The organism is Micromonospora sp. CPCC 206171 (assembly GCF_036906755.1).
In the GTDB taxonomy this organism is placed as follows: Bacteria; Actinomycetota; Actinomycetes; order Mycobacteriales; family Micromonosporaceae; genus Micromonospora; species Micromonospora purpureochromogenes.
This window is the reverse complement of record NZ_JBAKHT010000041.1, coordinates 1-17,776: the sequence shown is the minus strand read 5'-3', so window position 1 is coordinate 17,776 and position 17,776 is coordinate 1. Positions and strand designations below refer to the sequence as shown.

10 protein-coding genes and 2 pseudogenes are annotated in these 17,776 nt (G+C 71.2%); 9 read left to right on the top strand and 3 right to left on the bottom strand.

Going from position 1 to position 17,776, the window contains the following annotated elements:
* Nucleotides 1-233 precede the first annotated feature (233 nt).
* The gene (locus V6U89_RS28465; RefSeq protein ID WP_334575915.1) at nt 234-1,946 is read left to right on the top strand and encodes a bifunctional metallophosphatase/5'-nucleotidase; all 1,713 of its coding nucleotides are present in this window, start codon (nt 234-236) and stop codon (nt 1,944-1,946) included.
* 266 nt (nt 1,947-2,212) lie between these two features.
* Here V6U89_RS28465 and V6U89_RS28460 read toward each other — a convergent pair whose 3' ends face one another.
* The gene (locus V6U89_RS28460; protein WP_334575911.1) at nt 2,213-3,493 is read right to left on the bottom strand and encodes an MFS transporter; all 1,281 of its coding nucleotides are present in this window, start codon (nt 3,491-3,493) and stop codon (nt 2,213-2,215) included.
* A 119-nt stretch (nt 3,494-3,612) separates the two neighbouring features.
* Here V6U89_RS28460 and V6U89_RS28455 point away from each other — a divergent pair, with 119 nt between their 5' ends.
* Together V6U89_RS28455 and V6U89_RS28450 are read left to right on the top strand one after the other, a co-directional pair.
* Complete coding sequence (locus V6U89_RS28455) at nt 3,613-4,086, top strand: hypothetical protein (RefSeq protein ID WP_334575908.1); 474 nt, start codon at nt 3,613-3,615, stop codon at nt 4,084-4,086.
* A 103-nt stretch (nt 4,087-4,189) separates the two neighbouring features.
* Nucleotides 4,190-6,808: a right-handed parallel beta-helix repeat-containing protein gene (locus V6U89_RS28450; protein WP_334575904.1), complete on the top strand. Its 2,619-nt coding sequence runs from the start codon at nt 4,190-4,192 to the stop codon at nt 6,806-6,808.
* Between the two features lie 102 nt (nt 6,809-6,910).
* On the opposite strand, the pseudogene V6U89_RS28445 reads toward V6U89_RS28450, so the two are convergent.
* Nucleotides 6,911-7,579: pseudogene (locus tag V6U89_RS28445) on the bottom strand (calcium:proton antiporter); the annotation flags it as partial.
* Nucleotides 7,580-7,666: 87 nt separating this feature from the next.
* Between V6U89_RS28445 and V6U89_RS28440 the strand changes: the two are divergent.
* From V6U89_RS28440 to V6U89_RS28430, 3 genes and pseudogenes are all read left to right on the top strand, one after another.
* Nucleotides 7,667-9,937: a right-handed parallel beta-helix repeat-containing protein gene (locus V6U89_RS28440; protein ID WP_334575900.1), complete on the top strand. Its 2,271-nt coding sequence runs from the start codon at nt 7,667-7,669 to the stop codon at nt 9,935-9,937.
* Nucleotides 9,938-10,094: 157 nt separating this feature from the next.
* A pseudogene (locus tag V6U89_RS28435) lies at nt 10,095-10,541 on the top strand (SRPBCC family protein); the annotation flags it as partial.
* Between the two features lie 462 nt (nt 10,542-11,003).
* Complete coding sequence (locus V6U89_RS28430; RefSeq protein ID WP_334575896.1) at nt 11,004-12,440, top strand: PKD domain-containing protein; 1,437 nt, start codon at nt 11,004-11,006, stop codon at nt 12,438-12,440.
* An 84-nt stretch (nt 12,441-12,524) separates the two neighbouring features.
* Here the strand turns inward: V6U89_RS28430 and V6U89_RS28425 are convergent, their stop codons facing one another.
* Nucleotides 12,525-12,872, bottom strand: coding sequence for a DoxX family protein (locus V6U89_RS28425; protein ID WP_334575895.1), 348 nt, complete (start codon nt 12,870-12,872; stop codon nt 12,525-12,527).
* A gap of 378 nt (nt 12,873-13,250) precedes the next feature.
* Between V6U89_RS28425 and V6U89_RS28420 the strand changes: the two genes are divergently transcribed.
* From V6U89_RS28420 to V6U89_RS28410, 3 genes are all read left to right on the top strand, one after another.
* Nucleotides 13,251-14,477, top strand: coding sequence for an epoxide hydrolase family protein (locus V6U89_RS28420; protein ID WP_334575892.1), 1,227 nt, complete (start codon nt 13,251-13,253; stop codon nt 14,475-14,477).
* Between the two features lie 1,293 nt (nt 14,478-15,770).
* Complete coding sequence (locus V6U89_RS28415) at nt 15,771-16,346, top strand: ArsR/SmtB family transcription factor (RefSeq protein WP_334575887.1); 576 nt, start codon at nt 15,771-15,773, stop codon at nt 16,344-16,346.
* On the top strand, nt 16,346-17,659 hold the full coding sequence (locus V6U89_RS28410; protein WP_334575883.1) for an MFS transporter: 1,314 nt from the start codon (nt 16,346-16,348) through the stop codon (nt 17,657-17,659). The genes V6U89_RS28415 and V6U89_RS28410 overlap by 1 nt, the downstream gene beginning before the upstream one ends.
* Nucleotides 17,660-17,776: the final 117 nt, after the last annotated feature.

Sequence of the window (17,776 nt, the reverse complement as noted above, 5' to 3'; positions counted from 1 at the left end):
ACCCGTCATGTCGGAATGGTCCGAACGTCCAGGCCGGGTCACCTCACGTATCCGCAGCTCTGTTCGACTTCCCCAGTCGACCGGCGGTGGCGGAGATGAGAGGCTGTCCCCTGACGGAGCGGCGACCCCCGACCGCCGCCATCCGCGATCGCCCCCTGTCACGGCACGGATCAGGGTGGCCGGGCGAACCATCGCCCGTGCCGCGTCCAACGCCGAACCTCACGAGGAGTTCCATGTCCGTCCCCGGGATGCGTCGGGCCGCCATCGGCCTGACCGCACTCGCCGCGGCCGCGCTGAGCACGGTCGCCGTCAACCCGAGCCAGGCCGAGGCCGGCCCCAAGCCGGTCGACGTCAAGCTGCTCGCCCTCAACGACTTCCACGGCAACCTCGAACCGCCGACCGGCTCCAGCGGCACCATCGCCGGTCAGCCCGCGGGTGGCGCCGAATACCTCGCCACCCAGCTCGCCGCCCTGCGCGGCGCCACCGAGGAGGAGCAGGAGCGCACCATCACGGTCGCCGCCGGTGACCTGATCGGCGCCTCCCCGCTGCTCTCCGCCGCGTTCCACGACGAGCCGACCATCGAGTCGCTCACCATGGCCGGGCTGGACTTCGCCAGCGTCGGCAACCACGAGTTCGACGAGGGCGCCAACGAGCTGCTGCGCATCCAGAACGGCGGCTGCCACCCGGTCGACGGCTGCGCCGACGGCACCCCGTACACCGGCGCCGGCTTCCAGTACCTCTCCGCCAACGCGTTCAAGACCGAGACCGGCCAGCCGCTGCTGCCGCCGTACGCGGTCAAGAAGGTCGACGGCGTCAAGGTCGGCTTCATCGGGATGACCCTGGAGGGCACTCCGCAGATCGTCTCCCAGGAGGGCGTCGCCGGCCTCACCTTCAGCGACGAGGCGGAGACCGCCAACAAGTACGCCCGCATTCTGCGCTCGCAGGGCGTGCAGACCATCGTCGTGCTGTTGCACGAGGGCGGTCAGCAGGAGGCGACCGGCGGCATCAACGACTGCAAGGGCTTCACCGGCCCGATCGTCGACATCGCCAACCGGATGGACCCGTCGATCGACGTCGTGGTCAGCGGGCACACCCACCAGGCGTACAACTGCGAGATCAACGGCAAGCTGGTCACCAGCGCCAGCTCGTTCGGTCGCCTGGTCACCGACATCGACCTGCAGATCGACCGGAAGACCGGCGACGTGCTGACCGCCAAGGCCAACAACGTCGTGGTCACCCGGGACGTCACCAAGGACGCGGCGCAGACCGAGCTGATCACCCGTTACAAGACGGCGCTCGGCCCGGTCGCCACCAAGGTCGTCGGCGAGACCGCCGAGCCGCTGAACCGCGTGCAGGAGACCCTGTTCGGTACGGCCAAGGGCGAGTCCCCGCTCGGCAACGTGATCGCTGACGCGCAGTTCGCGGCGACCGACAACGAGCAGGGCGCGCTCGGCGCCTTCATGAACCCCGGTGGTGTCCGCGCCGACCTCGACGCCGGCCAGGTCACCTACGAGGAGGCGTTCACGGTCCAGCCGTTCGCCAACAACCTGGTCACGCTCGACCTCACCGGCGCGCAGCTCTACTGCGTGCTGGAGCAGCAGTTCGTCGTCGGCCGCACGCTCTACCCGTCCTCGACGGTCCGCTACACCGTCGACGTGAACGGCACCACCGGCACCACCGCCGACCCGTGCGCCGGTACCCGGGTCGTCCGGGGCAGCCTCACCCTCGGCGGCGTGACGGTCACCGACGCCGGCACCTACCGGGTCACGGTGAACAACTTCCTGGCCGGCGGCGGTGACGGGTTCACCGCGCTCAAGAGCGGCACCAACCAGGTCACCGGCATGATCGACCTGGATGCCTTCGTGGCGTACCTGACCGCGTCCTCGCCGGTCAGCGCGCCGGCCCTGGACCGCATCCGCACCACCGCCGAGGTCCCCGCCGCCTGACGGCAGGAGCCCGCCCACGAACGGGCCCCGGAGCACCCGCTCCGGGGCCCGTCCCCGTTCCCGCGCCCGCTCCTTCCCCACCCGCCGCGCCGCGCCCCCCGCCCCCGCCCCGCCCCGCCCCGCCCCGCGCCGCCCCGCCCCGCCCCGGCACTTTCACGGAAAGCGGGGCTATGGCGCGCTCCATAGGCCCGCTTTCCGTGAAAGTGCGCGGGTTTGCGGGGTGAGGGGCGCGGGGTGAGGGGTGAGGGGGGCGAGGTGGGGGTGGGTCAGGCGGGGGCGGGTTCGGGGGTGCGGTCGGCGGTGGCGGCGGGCCGGCCGTCCTGGATGGCGGTGAGCAGGGGACGCAGCGAGAGGGCGATCAGCGAGGCGGCCAGGCAGCCACCCACCACGACGGCGACCCAGACCTTGCCGTCGGCGGCGCCGATCAGCGGGCCCGCGGTGACCGGGCCGATCACCCCGCTGATCCCGAAGATCATCGAGCTCATCGCGTTGTACCTGCCGCGCAGCTCGTCGGTGGCCAGCGCGTTGGTCAGCGCCGGCATCACCGGCGACAGCAGGGTCTCGCCGAACCCGAAGATCGCCGCGCAGGCCACCACGCCGAGCGCCGCCACCAGGGCGTTGCCAGTGCCGATCAAGCCGGCCGCGCCGAGGGTGAGCCAGGCGGTCGCGAAGACCGCGCCGACGACCGCGAGCCCTCCGGTGCGGCTGCGCCCCTCCATCCGCCTGATCACCAGGAGCTGGGCGAGCACGATCATCAGGGTGTTGCCGGCCAGTGCCCAGGCGACGACCCGCGGGGTCACCTCGGCCACCCGGACCGCGTACGCGGTGAAACCGACCTCGATCTGGGCGTACCCGCAGGTGGTGAGCACCAGGCCGAAGATCACCAGGCGGCGGAACGGGCGGTCCCGCAGCACGGTGAGGTAACCCCCGCCGCCCGTCTTCGCGCCGGCCGCGCCGGCGGCGAGCCGGTGCCCGACGTGCGGCAGGGTCAGCAGGATGACCGCCGGCGTCAGGTAGCTGAGCGCGTCGAGCAGGTAGATCGCCTGGAAGGTCACCGGTCGGGCGACGTCGACGATGGCGCCGGAGGTCAGGCCGCCCACGCCGATGCCGAGGTTGAGCAGGGCGAAGTTCAGCCCGTACACCCGCTGCCGCTCGTCGTCGGCGGTGAGCGAGGCGAGGATGGTGTTCTGCCCCGACCAGATCGCGGAGCTGCCGATCGCGATCACCGTGGCCACCCCGAACGCGGAGGCGGTCGAGTCGACCAGCGCGAGCGACCCGGTGCCGATCGCCTCGATCAGCAGGGACGGCAGCACCACCCGGCGGGCGCCGAACCGGTCGATCAGCGTCCCGCCCAGTGGGGAGAGCGCCAGGGTGACCGCGCCGTACCAGCCGATGACCAGGCCGGCGCGCGGATCGGAGAGCCCGCGCACGTCGGTCAGGTAGATGAACAGGAACGGCAGGGTGAGGCCGCGACCGATCGCCGACAGCAGGGTGCCGAGCAGGATGCGTCGGGCTTCCGGACGGCGGGGGAGGGATCGGCGCAGCATGCTGCGATTCTTTCCACCGGGTCTGACAGGTCGCGACGCATTTTGCCGCCGCTCGCGCGTGCCACGTGATCAAGCGCACGTCCACGGGCGCTGTCGGTCGGCTCTGCCATGCTGGCCCGGTGAGCGTGACCTGGCGACACCTGCCCGCATCGGCCCGCGAGATCGCCGTCGCCGCCACCGACGCCGTCGAGGCCACGAGGGTTCGCGACGGTGAAGCGTACGAGGCGGCGACCGCGCGGCTCGGCGGGGCCGAGCGGACCGGCCTGGTCCTCGGCGCCGTGGTGCGGCTGCTGCTCGAGGAGACCCACCCGGACGGGCTGGACGGTGACGACGTCCGGCAGGTGCTGGAGCACTGCGTCCGGGCGGCGGCCCCGTGGCGGCCGGAGGTCGACCCGCACGTGGTGCTGGTCCTGCTGGCCTCCGCGCTCGGCGTGTACGACCCGGGCGAGGACGACTCCCCGCCCGATCCGGCGGCGATCGCCCGGCACGCCCCGCTGCTCGTCGCCGACCTGCTCGCGGTGACCGGCCGGCCGGTCGAGGGCTACCTGGGGGCGGCGTTCACCGAGATCGAACGCACCGAACGACAGGACTGACGACGGGACGAACAGTCGGGGGCATCGACCGATCGGCGCTGCTCACATCGGTCGACGTCGCGGTACGCTCCGCCCACAAATCGACTTGTCACGGGGGCGGTTGATGGACAGACGTGCATGGGTGCGGCTCGCGGTCGTACCACTGGTCGGCGGCGCGGGCCTGGTGGTCCCGGCGGCACCCGCGGCGGTCGCCGCGCCGGCACCGGTCACCCAGGCGGTGGCCGACGAGCTGTACGTGAGCAACAAGCAATGCGCGCCGGGCGGCAACGGCAGCATGACCGCTCCGTTCTGCACGATCTCGGCGGCGGCGGCCGTGGCCCAGCCGGGCCAGACCGTACTGGTGCAGCCCGGTGCCTATGCGGAGGCGGTGACCTTCAACCGCTCGGGCACGGCGGACGCGCCCATCACCTTCCGCGCCGTCAACGGGCCGGAGGGCCGGGTCGACGTGGGCAGCCTCGACGGTAACGCCACCATCGGCACGGTCTTCACCGTGACCGGGGTGCACGACGTCGTGATCGAGGGCTTCCGGCTGGCGACCCAGCCGGAGAAGACGCCCCTCGTGGTCGACCGCTCGACCCGGGTCACCATCGACGGCGTCACGGCCTCCGTTTCGCGCGGCCCCGAGGTCGTGCGCATCGCCGGAGGGTCCAGCGACGTCACCATCAGTCGGGGCTTCTTCAGCAACGTCGCCGCGACTCCGCAGCCGGCGGTGCGGATCGACCCCGGCGTCACCGGCAGTGTCGTCGTCCACAACCAGCTCTACTACGGGGGTCTGCTGGCCACCGACGTCCCCGGCACGGTGATCACCAACAACACGATGCTCACCTACTGCACCCGGGGAATCGACGTGGCCGGGGCATCCCCCGGGGTGGAGATCCAGAACAACGTCGTGCGCACCAACCGGCTCCGCGCGGCCTGCACCACCACGGAGAACGCCACCGCGATCGCGGTCTCCCCGCAGTCGACCGAGGGGTCCGTCGCCGACTACAACCTGATCGACCCGATCAGCGGCGGCGCCCCCTACTCCTGGGCCGGCACCACCTACCCCGACCTGCCGTCGTTCCGCGCCGCCACCGGGCAGGGCGGCCACGACATCGCCGCCGACCCGCGCATCGGCAACTGGCAGGGAGCAGCCCGGATGTACTTCCCGATCGACCCGGCCTCACCGGCGGTCGACTCGGCGAACGCCGCCGCCAAGGGGCTCACCCGCACCGACATGCTGCTCAACCCGCACAGCGACAACCCCGCCGTCTCCAACACGGGCACCGGTCCGGGTTACCACGACCGGGGCGCGGTGGAGGCTCAGGGTGGCGTCAACGGCGGTCAGGTGGGCATCCAGCGCAAGCGGGGCAGTGACCCGCTCGCCGTGACCGCGATCGCCGCGCCCCGGTACGCCTGGCCGACCGACGGCGAGGGCGGCTCCATCGCCTACCGGTTCTGGGACGAGCCGTTCTGGCGGGTCACCGCCGCGCGGACGCTGGACCACTCGTTCCGTCGGGGTGGGGAGGCCTGCGTCACCACGCACGCCAGCTTCACCGACTTCCGGAACGGGGCGGAACACACCTACTACCACTGCACCACGGTCGGTGCGCTCTACCAGCCGGTGACGCCGACGCGGCTGCTCGACACCCGTGCGGCCGTCGGCACCGCCACCACCACACCGGTCGCCGCGAACTCCGAGATCGTGCTCCCGATTCCCAGCATCAATGGCACGCCGGCCGCGGACATCACCGCGGTGGTGCTCAACGTGACGGTCACCAGGCCGACCGCGGCCGGGTTCATCACCGTCTACCCGGACGGCGACGGCGTGGGCGCGCCACAGTCGTCGAACGTCAACTTCGTCGCCGGGGAGACCGTCCCGAACCTCGTCACGGTGCCGATGGCCAACGGCCGCATCCGCCTGCGCAACACCGGCAGCGGGACGGTGCACCTGGTGGCCGACCTGCAGGGGTTCTACGGCCGGCAGGGCTCGGGCCTGAAGCCGTTCACCCCGACCCGCGTGCTGGACACCCGTACCGGCGCGGCGCTGGCCGCGAACGGTGAGCGGCGCTTGGACCTGTCGGGGAGGGTGCCGGCGGACGCGACGGCCGCGATCCTGAACGTCACCGTCACGAGGCCGACAGCGAGCGGCGTTCTCAAGGTCTACCCGGACGGGTCACCCGTGCCGGTGGCCTCGAACCTGAACTTCGTGGCCGGGCAGACGATCCCCAACCTGGTGATCGTGCCGGTCGTCGGCGGCAGGGCGATGATCCGCAATGCCAGTTCGGGCACCACCCACGTCGTTGCCGACCTGGCCGGGTACTTCGGTTCGGCCGCGTCGGGCGCCGACCAGACCTACCTGCCGCACGGACCGCACCGGATCGCCGACAGCCGGAACCGCACCGGCTGGATCAAGCCCTACGACGGGCCGTTCACGAAGTATGCGAAGGCGTCGACCGACGTCCTGGTGAGTCAGCAGTGCGCCGGCGGATGTCCCGAGCCGACGGCGGCGGTGCTCAACCTGACCGTCACCGCGCCCACCGCTGCCGGGGTGCTGACCGGGTATCCGGCCGGCCAGGCGGTGCCGACCGCGTCGAACGTCAACTTTGTCGCGAAGGAGACCGCGTCCAACCTGGCCGTGGTGAAGGTCGGCGCCGACGGCCGGATCGCCGCGTACAACAACAGCAGCGGCAGCACCCACGTCGTCGTCGACCAGGCGGGCTACTTCATCGCTGCCCCCTGACCAGCCCGGCCCCGTAGCGGCCGCGCCCGGCCTCGTGACCCGGACGCGGCCGCTGCGCCCGTTCGGCGTCTGCCCCGCCACCGACGACGGCCGAAGGCGCGGTCAGGGGCTGGCGGCGAGGAAGACGAACGCGGCCAGCAGTACCAGGTGGACCCCGCCCTGCAGGACGGTCGCGCGGCCGGGGACGACGGTGAGCACCCCGGTCACCGCGGTCAGCGCCAGCAGGGCCAGTTGGGTGCCGCCGAGGCCCAGCAGCAGCGGCCCCTCCAGCCAGATCGAGGCGAGGGCGATCGCCGGGATGGTGAGACCGATGCTGGCCATCGCGGAGCCGAGGGCGAGGTTGAGGCTGATCTGCACCCGGTCCCGGCGGGCGGCCCGCGCCGCGGCGAGGGTCTCGGGGAGCAGCACGAGCAGGGCGATGACCACGCCGACGAAGGCCTGTGGGAGGTTCGCGGCGGCGACGCCCGCCTCGATGGCGGGGGAGACGGTCTTCGCCAGGCCGACCACGGCGACCAGCGAGACGAGCAGCAGGCCCAGGCTGGCCAGCGCGGTCCGCGTCGACGGGGGGTCGGCGTGCGCGTCGGCGTCCAGCAGCCTGCCCGCGCTGGTCACGGGGAGGAAGTAGTCGCGGTGCCGGCCGGTCTGCACCATGACGAAGAGCCCGTAGAGCGCGAGTGAGGCCACCGCGGCGAAGGTCAGCTGGGCGGGGGAGAACTCGGGGCCGGGGCGGCTGGTGGTGAAGCTCGGCACCACCAGGCTCAGGGTGGCGAGGGGCGAGCACCAGCGAGCCGTACGGTTCGCCGACCTTGTGCGCGACCACCTCGGCGTGGTGGCGACACGGTCTTCGACCTGTGGCGGGTGCACGACATCGTCCTGCAGGGCTTCTACGTCAGCGCCTGGGGCAGTGGCGACACCGTGGTGGTGGACGGCTCCAGCCGGATCACCCTGGACGGGCTCTCCGTCCGCAACTACCTCGACGCCAAGGCGCTGGTACGGATCACCGGCGAGTCGCGTGACGTCACGGTCAGCCGGAGCTTCCTCGCCTTCTACGGCGGGTCGGCGGGCGTCGCCGTCGACCCGGGCGTCACCGGGACGGTGGTGACCGGCAACGCGTTCCGGGACAGCCGGCTGGTGGTCACCGACGCGCCCGGCACGGTTCTCACCGGCAACACCATCGTCACCCGCTGCGACGTCGGCATCGTGGTCACCGGGGCCTCGACGGGGGTCTCGGTGCGCAACAACATCGTCCAGGCGGCGGCCGGCGCGACCAACGCGCCCACCCGGTGCGCCACCCCGTCGGCGGCGACAGCGATCACGGTGTCGGCCGGGTCCACGGCCGGGACGGTGGTCGACCACAACCTGATCGACCCGACCGGCGGCGGCGCCCCGTACGACTGGGCCGGCACCGCCCACGCCAGCCTCGCCGCGTTCCAGGCGGCCAGCGGGCAGGGCGGTCACGACATCGTGGCGCGGGCCTGGATCGACGGTTCGGCGAGCACCTCGTTCGGCTGGTACTGGCCCACCCCGGCGTCGCCGGCGATCGACTCGGCGGACGCGACGGCACCCGGCGCCCTCGGCACCGACCTGCTCCGCAACCCGCACGCCGACCTGCCCGACGTGGCCAACACCGGCACCGGCGCGGGCTACCACGACCGTGGCGCGGTCGAGTACGTCGGCACGGGCTCGGTCGCGGGCCAGAGCTTCCGCCGCACGGTCGGCGGCAGCCCGCTGGAGGTGGCCGCGACGGTCACGCCGAAGCTGCCGTACCCGACCGACGGTCCGGGCGGGACGGTCGCCTTCAAGTTCAGCGACGAACGGTTCTGGCGGGTGGGCAACGACCCGGCGGCGACCCACACCTTCCGGCGGGCCGGCCCGGTCTCGGTGAGCGCCTGGGTCAACTACCTCGGCTTCCGCAAGGCGGACCGGGCGGTCGTCGCCGCCGCGGGTGACGTCAACCTCGGGCAGCTGTCCACGGCCGTCGGGGCGCTGTACCGGCCGGTCGACCCGACCCGGGTGCTGGACACCCGGGCCGCGATCGGGGTGCCGACCCGGACGCCGGTGCCCGGCAACTCGGAGATCGAGCTCGCCATCCCCGGCATCGGTGGCGTGCCGGCCGCCGACATCACCGCCGTCGTGCTGAACGTGACGGCCACCCAGCCGACCACCGCCGGCTTCCTGACCGTGTACCCGGACGGCACCCCGCTGCCGAACGCCTCCAGCGTCAACTTCGTCGCGAAGGAGACGGTGCCGAACCTGGTCACCGTGCCGATGAGCAACGGGAAGATCCGGGTACGGAACAGCGGCAGCGGCACCGTGCACGTCGTCGCCGATCTCCAGGGCTGGTACGGCGCGAGCGGTAGCGGCCTGAAGACGCTCGCGCCGAGCCGGGCGCTCGACACCCGCGCCGGCACCGCGGGCCCGTTCCCGGCCAACACCACCCGGCAGCTGGACCTCTCCGGCAGCCTGCCGGCCGGGGCCACCGCGGCGATCCTCAACGTGACGGTGACCAAGCCGACCGCGAACGGCGTGCTGAAGGTCTTCCCGGCGGGCGCCGCCGTGCCGGTGGCGTCGAACCTCAACTTCGTCGCCGGGCAGACCATCCCCAACCTGGTGATCGTGCCGGTGGTCGCCGGGAGGGTGAGCATCCACAATGCCAGCTCCGGCACCACCCACGTGGTGGCCGACCTGGCCGGCTTCTACGGCTCGGTCGCCTCCGGCGCCACCGACACCTACGTGCCGCTCGGCCCGCAGCGCATCGTCGACACCCGGCAGTCCATCGGCCTGGAAGGCCGGACGCTCACCGGCCAGCTCAACCCGGCCGAGAAGGTCGCCCTCCTGCCCGCGTCCCAGCGGACCGGCTGCCCCGGCGGCTGCCCGGCGGTCACCGCCGCCGTGCTCAACCTGACGGTCACCAGGCCGAGCGCGGCGGGCGTGCTCACCGTGTACCCGGAGACCGGGGCGGCACCGCCCACCGCGTCGAACGTCAACTTCGTGGCCGGCGAGACGGCCGCCAACCTGGCGATCGTGCGGACCGGGACGGGCATGAAGGTCGGCGCGTACCACCAGAGCAGTGGTTGGACCGACCTCATCGTCGACCAGGCGGGCTACTTCATCGCACCCGCGTCCTGACGTACGGCCGGAGGCGGCGACCCCCGTGACCAGCGGGATGTCGCCGGCTCCGGCATTTTCCGGTTCAGCCGTCCGACGGTGGGTAGGGATTCTGGTGGACGAGAAACGCTGCTCCCTCCCGCGTGGAGGGAGGTCGACCGGAACGAGGAGGATTGCCATGACCACCGTGGTCGAGAAGTCGATCGAAGTCGACGTCCCGGTCAGCACCGCCTACAACCAGTGGACGCAGTTCGAGGAGTTCCCCCGCTTCATGGGCGGCGTGCAGGAGGTGCGCCAGCTGGACGACCAGCGGATGCACTGGGTCGCCCAGATCGCCGGCGTCAAGCGTGAGTGGGACGCCCGGGTCCTGGAGCAGGTGCCGGACCAGAAGGTCGCCTGGGCGGCGACCGAGGGCGCGACCAACGCCGGTGCCGTCTACTTCCAGCCGGTGGGCGCGGGCCGCACCATGGTGCGGCTGCACCTGGAGTACGAGCCGGAGGGGCTGGTCGAGAAGGCCGGCGACAAGCTGAACATCGTCGAGAAGCAGGCCGAGTCCGACCTGGAGAAGTTCAAGAGCTTCATCGAGTCCCGGGGCGCCGAGACCGGCGCCTGGCGCGGCTCGGTCGGCGAGGGGCACGGCGTGGGCACGCCGGGCGTCGCGCACGCGGCCTCGTCTGCGGGTGACAGCGGCAAGGCCGGTGTCTCGGGCACCGCGGTCGCGGCCGGCGCTGCCGCCGCGGGCGCCGCTGCCGCCGCCGGGATCGCCGCCGCCAAGCACCGCACGGGCGACGACGAGGACCGGACGCCGACCACCACCACCGAGACCGAGTACGTGGTGACCGACGTCGAGGTCGTGCCCGACCCGGCTGCCACCACGTACCCCGGTGGCCCGGTCAGCGAGCCGAACCGCCCGCTCTGACGTACCCATGCGGGGCCCGGCGGACCGACCACCCGGTCGGACCGCCCGGCCCCGCGCCTGTGCTCCTTAACCGAAACCAGTGATCCGTTTAACTATCGCGCTGCGTCCTCCGCCGTACGGTCGGACGGTCACCATCCAGGTTGGGATACGGGGCCCAGGAGGATTCCAGTGATCAGACGCAGTGTCGCCCGGCTCGCCGTCGCGTGCACGGGGGTGGTCGCCCTGCTCGTCGCAGGGCAGACCGCCGCCTACGCCGCACCGACGAACGACGACTTCTCCGCCGCGACGACGGTGGGGACCACTCCCTTCACCACCACCATCGACACCACCGGCGCCACCACGGACCCGACGGACCCGACCGGGTGCGCCAACCGGGGATCCGTGTGGTTCAACTTCACGCCGACCGTGGACGGCCGCGTCGAGGCCCACACGTACGGCAGCGACTACTACAGCGTGCTCTCGGCCTGGACCGGTGAGCAGGGCTCCCTCACGCGGGTGGCCTGCAACGACGACAACGGCAGCCAGCGGTCGAGGATCCGCTTCGCGGTCACCGCGGGTACGACGTACCACCTCATGGTCGGCACCGGCGGCTTCGGCGACAGCATCGGCGGTTCATTGCGGTTCTCGCTCGACCAGGCCGTGGCCCCGGCGAACGACGACTTCGCCGACGCGATCACGGTCGGCGCACTGCCGTACGCCGACACCCGGAACTACGCCGGCGCGACCGCCGAGACCGGCGAGCCCTCGTTCCACGTCAGTTCCGCCCACACGGCCTGGTACGCGTACACGCCGACGAGCACCGGCTCGGTCACGGCCCGGACGAACCCGGGCTACGCCGGCATCGCCGCCTACACCGGTTCCTCGCTGACCACGCTGTCCCTGGTGGGCTACACGTCCCTCTACGACTACGACCCGTTGACCTTCGTGGCGCAGGCCGGCCGGACGTACCTGTTCCAGGTGGGCTCGGACGGCAGCTCCGCGCACACCTTCCAGCTCGACGTGGCGGCCGACCCGACCGTCGACTTCTACCACTACCCGAGCGAACCCAGCTCGTACGACCAGGTCAGCCTCGGCAGCTCCGCCTACGACCCGGCCGGCGCCGGCATCGCCTCCTTCGCCTGGGACTTCGGCGACGGTACGACGTCGACCGAGCCGTACCCGGTGCACCGGTTCCCCGGCGACGGCGACTGGACCGTCCGGCTCTCCGTGCGCACCGTGGACGGGCGCACCGCGTCGGTCAGCCACGTCGTGTCGGTCCGGACCCACGACGTCGCCGTCGTGAAGCTGACCGTGCCGGCGACGGCGCGGGTGGGGCAGACCATCGGGGTCACCGTCCAGGTCCGGAACACCCGGTACGACGAGAACGTCCGGGTCGACCTCGAGCGGAGCACCCCCACCGGCTACGTGTCGGTCGGCTCGTCCACCCGTCCGGTACCGGCGTCGGACAGCGGGAAGACCACCCGCTTCGTCATCGACTACCCGGTCACGGCGGAGGACCTGGCCGTCGGCAAGGTCTCCTTCCGGGCGGTCGCCGAACTGCTCGACGCCCGGGACGCGCTCCCGTACGACAACGAACTGCGCTCGGCGCCGGTCAAGGTCGCCTGAACCGTCGACGCCCCGGGCGGCCGGTCGCACCGCGACCGCGCCGTCCGGGGCCCGTCCGGGGTCTGTCCGGGGCTTCCGCGCCGCTCAGGAGGCGGCCAGCAGCGCCAGGGAGCCGACCACCGGCGCCGCGTACAGCAGGGGGAACGGGATGTGCGAGTACGAGCGCGCCCGGAGCACGGTGACGACGGCGCCGGTGAAGTAGAGCACCAGGCCGATCCCGGCCAGCACGCCGACGACCGGCACGAACAGGCCGGCCACCAGACCGGCCGCGCCGGCCGCCTTGGCGGTGCCGAGCCAGGGCCACCACGAGCGGGGTACGCCGTAGTCGGCCAGCGGCTGCACGACCCACGGGGCGCGGAGGAAGACGGAGGCGGCGGAGAAGCCGACCATGGCGGCGGCCAGCAGGGTCACGACGACGTGCGTGGTGGACATCAGGAGATCTCCTCGGTGTGCGGCTCACCCGGGCGGGTCGTCCGGGGTCCCTCACCGCACTGACACCGGGCCGCGCGCGGTTGTGACAAGCGCCAGGAAACGCGACGGATCAGCGCCGCGGGACCGGTATTCGGACACCCCGGCGGACTCGGCCCACAGCGTCGGGCCGGATCGGTGGTATGGCCCGCGCCCTGTAAAGAGCCGTCCTACGCTCTGGGCAGATGGGCCGCGCACCTCTGTGACCTGCCGCAAGTCCGGGTAGTGCCGTCATCGAAATTGCCCTCGCGAGGCAGGAGCGGGGTGCTTTGCCGTTTGTCGCCACACGAGGTCAGAAGGCTCCCGCTCGACCTCTCATCACCTCGAACGGAAGGTGGCCACATGGCTGTCAAGACCGAAGCGCGCACGAGGACCGCGGAGATCCGGCCGTTCACCATCGAGGTGCCCGAGGCGGATCTGAAGGCGCTACGTGCGCGTATCGCGGCCACCCGCTGGCCGGAGAAGCAGACCGTCGACGATCAGTCCCAGGGCGTGCCGCTCGAGACCAGCCAGGCGCTCGCCCGCTACTGGGAGAAGGAGTACGACTGGCGCAAGGTCGAGGCGCGGCTGAACGCCGTACCGAACTTCATCACCGAGATCGACGGGCTGGACATCCACTTCCTCCACATCCGGTCGAAGCACGAGGACGCGCTGCCGCTCATCGTCACGCACGGCTGGCCGGGCTCGATCATCGAGCAGCTGAAGATCATCGGTCCGCTCACCGACCCGACGGCGCACGGCGCGGACGCCTCGGACGCCTTCCACCTGGTGATCCCGTCGCTGCCCGGCTTCGGCTTCTCCGGCAAGCCGACCGAGCCCGGCTGGGGCCCGGAGCGCATCGCCAGCGCCTGGATCGAGCTGATGAGGCGGCTCGGCTACTCGCGGTTCGTCGCGCAGGGCGGCGACTGGGGAGCGCTCATCACGGACGTCATCGCCCTGCAGAGGCCGCCGGAACTGGCTGGCGTCCACACCAACATGCCCGGTGTCGTCCCGCCCGACATCGACACTTTGCTCCAGAGCGGCATCTCCGGAGCCACCGACCCGCTGGCCTCGCTGCCGGCCAACCTTTCCGACGAGGAGAAGCGATGCTGCGAGAAGCTGGCCTTCTTCTGGCAGCATTCCGCCTACGCCCTGATGATGGGGACGCGTCCGGAGACGCTGACCGGGTTCGCGGATTCACCGATCGCGCTGGCCAGCTACATGATCGACCATGACGCGGCCAGCCTGGACCTGATCTGCCAGGCCTTCGCCGGGAAGAACGTCGGCCTCACGCGGGACGACGTCCTCGACAACGTCACGCTCTTCTGGCTGATGAACACGGGAGTTTCCGCGGCCCGCATCTACTGGGAGAACAAGCTCTCGTTCTTCGCCGCCAAGGGCGTCACCGTCCCGGTTGCCGTGAGCGTCTTCCCGACGGAGATGTACCAGGCCCCGAAGAGCTGGGCACAGCAGGCGTATCCCAATCTCATCCACTACAACAAGGTGGAGAAGGGTGGGCACTTCGCGGCCTGGGAACAGCCGCAGATTTTGTCCGAAGAGCTGCGCACCGCCTTCCGGTCGCTGCGCTGACCGACCCAGGAACGGATCAAGGCCCCTCGGTGGAGGGGCCTTGATCTTTGCTTACCTCTGGTCGGGGTGGCCGGATTCGAACCGACGACCTCTTCGTCCCGAACAAGGTCAAGTTCCGTACGCGAGATGCACGTCTGCCTATTCGTGCTGTTCAGAGCGTTGGTGCTTGTTGGTTTGGCGAGGTGTAAGCAGCGTCCGCAGGCAAGATCGTCTCCCCGTTCTCTCCCAGGAGGAGGGGCCTGTACTTGGTTCCTACCGGTACCGGCATCCCGTCGCGCAGGCTCCGCCCTGCCGGGCCGCGCCGACCTGGTCCAGGTGGAGCGCCCCACTGGACGTACGACCTGGACCAGGTCGGCGCGGTCTGGTGGCCTCTGGTGTGCGACGGGTCCCCGGTCGCGGCCGGGGCATCCCAGAGTCGCCGAGGGTCCGGGGCGAGTAGCCCCGGCCGCCGGAGGCCATCCCCGGGTCGTAGGGCCGGAGGCCCTGCCCGCCGGAGGCATCGCCCCTGCGGCCACGGATCGGCGCGGCCCCGACCGGCCGGAGCGGTGCGCTGCCGCCCCCGGCCGGTCGGCCCGGACCCGTGCGGCGCGGTCGTCGTCTGGCTGGCCGGAGCGGCAGGGCAGCTCGCCGCCGTAGTCCTCGACGCGCTGACCTGAAAGCCCGGCGATCGCTGAACCTCGGCGGTGCCGGGCTCCGTCATGCCCGCTGGTGGTCGCGCGCAGCCGGGGTCGCCGCGCCGGTAGCGAAGCGGCAAGGCGCGGCGTGCCCCGAGCGGCGCGCAGCGGGCCGCTTGCGGCCCGCCTTGAAGACGTATGGAAAGTTCTCACCGGGCCGAACCGGCGGCGAACCGGCGGCGAACCGGCGGCGATGTCCAACTCCGGTTGATGCGTTACACCTTGACTCCGCTTGATGGGTTGCGCGGTCCCCGATCCGCTGGGCTACCGACTGTGAACCTCTGGCCGAAGACGCGGATGCGGCGACATCCGCTTCTGCCGAGATGAGTGCGCCGAACTCGGCTGAGGATGCGCAACGGATGACATCGATCACGAGCCTTCGCCGGTGCCCTCGGCGGCCCCCATCTTGGGCGCAGTCCCCGAAACTCGAGTAGCAGCTGGATGTTCGCGCGCCGCATCGGCAACCCTCGGTGGGCCTGCTCTCCGTTGATCGCCGCGCGGGCGGCGACGAACGACGCTGCTGGGCCCCACGCCCGAACGGATCAAGTCGTAGCCAGCTTCGCTGCGATGCTCCCAACATAGCTTGGCCAAGAAGTGTTGGCCAAGCTATGTTGGGTCAATGTCGTCCGGTCAGAAGAAGCAACTCACCGACCCACAGGCGCTGCGCGCGCTCGCCCATCCCATCCGGCTCAAGCTTCTCGAACTGCTCACCGTCGACGGTCCGGCCTCCGGGCGAAAGCTGGCCGATCAGACCGGCGAGTCCACGGCATCCATCAGCTATCACATCGGCCAGCTGGCCAAGTGGGGCCTCGTCGAGCCAGCCCCCGACCTGGCTGAAGGACGCGAACGGCCGTGGCGAGCAACCAGCCGAGGGATCACCTGGTCAGCGACCGGTGACGGCTCACCGGAGTTCGCCGCCGCCTCTCGGGCGCTGCGAGAGCAGTTCATCGCCCAGCGGCTCGCCGCCCTGGACGCCTACCAACGCCACCAGGACGACTTCGACACCGCCTGGCAGGAGGCGGCCTGGGTCGGCGAAGACATCGGCTACCTCGACCCCGACGAGCTGGTAGAGGTAACCGAGCGCATCAAAGCCCTCATCGGCGAGTACACCGCCGCCACACGGCCCCGCACGGCGAACGCCCGCCGCGTCGCCTTCTTCGGATACGCCGTCCCCACGCACGACGGTCCAAGCTGATGCTGCACACACCGGGACTACTCGCCCTGTTCGTCGCGAAGCTGCTGTCCACCTTCGGCTCCTGGCTCACCCTCCTGGCGCTGCCATGGTTCGTTCTGGTGACCACCGGCTCGCCGGTGAAGATGAGCGCGGTTCTGGCCGCAGAGTTCCTCGGCGTCGCGACACTGGGCCTGCCCAGCGGCAAGGTCGTGGCCCGGCTCGGTGTGCGGCGCACCATGCTGATCTGCGACGCGGCGCGCGTACCGCTGATGGCGCTGATCCCGCTGCTGCATCAGACGGGATGGCTGAGCCTACCGGCCCTGCTGGCGGTCTCGTTCAGTCTCGGTGCGTTCACCGCTCCCTACGTCTCCTCGCAGCGGCTCATCCTGGCCGACCTCCTCGGCCCGACACGGGGTACCGACGAGAAACTCCTCGCCCGCGCCAACAGCCTGATCGACGGTGCGACCAGAATCGCCGCCCTCGCCGGACCCGCCCTCGGCGGCCTGCTGATCGCCCTGCTCGGACCAGCCCAGGTCCTCTGGATCGACGCCGGCACGTACCTCGTCTCCTTCGTCATCCTGGCCGCCTTCGTCCGGCCGCCCGCCACCGTCGAGGCAGGCACGGACAGGGAGTCCTCTCGTGCGAGCCACGAGCAGGCCGCCACGTTCGCGGGCCTACGCCACGCGCTTCGCCACCGAGCACTTCGGCTCTTCGTGCTCGCCCTGACGTTGGTGACCATCTCGGTCCCTGCCATATTCATCTGCCTACCAGTGCTGGTCATGGATGACCTGGGAGGCGACCCTCGGACGCTAGGGCTACTCATCGCGGCAAACGGCGCCGGCCTCGCCATCGGCAGCCTGGTGGCCGTCACCGGCCTGGGCCGGATGAACAACACCGCCCTCACCGGCGGCGCCATGCTGCAATGCGCCCCGCTGTGGCTACTACTCGTCGATCAGACATTCATCATGGCCAGCGGACTGTTCCTGGTAGGACTGGCCACGCCGTTGTTAGCCGCAACGATCAACACCCGCGTCACCCTACGCACCCCGGCACCTATCCGACCTCACGTGATGACCGCAGTGACGACCACTGAAAACCTGGGGGCATTCGTCGGATACACCGCCGCCGGACCGGCGTTGCAACTCAGCGGGCTACGCACAGTCTTCGCCGCGATAGCAACCCTGGCCGCCCTCGGCGCGATCACCTTCGCCATGGCCCTGCGCGCTGACCACTCACGACCAGCCGTGCCGAGTCAGCGCCCTCGTGAACCCAAGCAACACCGCCACACGCCGGCGATCCACGAGCCTGCGGCAGGGACGGAATGCAATCCTTGACCGGGCAGTGGTTCTCGTTCAGAGAGGCGCACAAACGAACCGGCCAGTGCACTCATCTGGCACCCCTCTGTGTCAAGTGATGATCAAGAGGGGTGTTCTAGGCTGGGGTTCGGCGGG

What these genes read in the sequence shown, in the direction of transcription:
- V6U89_RS28465 (WP_334575915.1), top strand. Translation starts at nt 234, where the DNA reads ATGTCCGTCCCCGGGATGCGTCGGGCCGCCATCGGCCTGACCGCACTC.
- V6U89_RS28460 (WP_334575911.1), bottom strand. Translation starts at nt 3,493, where the DNA reads ATGCTGCGCCGATCCCTCCCCCGCCGTCCGGAAGCCCGACGCATCCTG.
- V6U89_RS28450 (WP_334575904.1), top strand. Translation starts at nt 4,190, where the DNA reads ATGGACAGACGTGCATGGGTGCGGCTCGCGGTCGTACCACTGGTCGGC.
- V6U89_RS28425 (WP_334575895.1), bottom strand. Translation starts at nt 12,872, where the DNA reads ATGTCCACCACGCACGTCGTCGTGACCCTGCTGGCCGCCGCCATGGTC.
- V6U89_RS28420 (WP_334575892.1), top strand. Translation starts at nt 13,251, where the DNA reads ATGGCTGTCAAGACCGAAGCGCGCACGAGGACCGCGGAGATCCGGCCG.
- V6U89_RS28415 (WP_334575887.1), top strand. Translation starts at nt 15,771, where the DNA reads ATGTCGTCCGGTCAGAAGAAGCAACTCACCGACCCACAGGCGCTGCGC.
- V6U89_RS28410 (WP_334575883.1), top strand. Translation starts at nt 16,346, where the DNA reads ATGCTGCACACACCGGGACTACTCGCCCTGTTCGTCGCGAAGCTGCTG.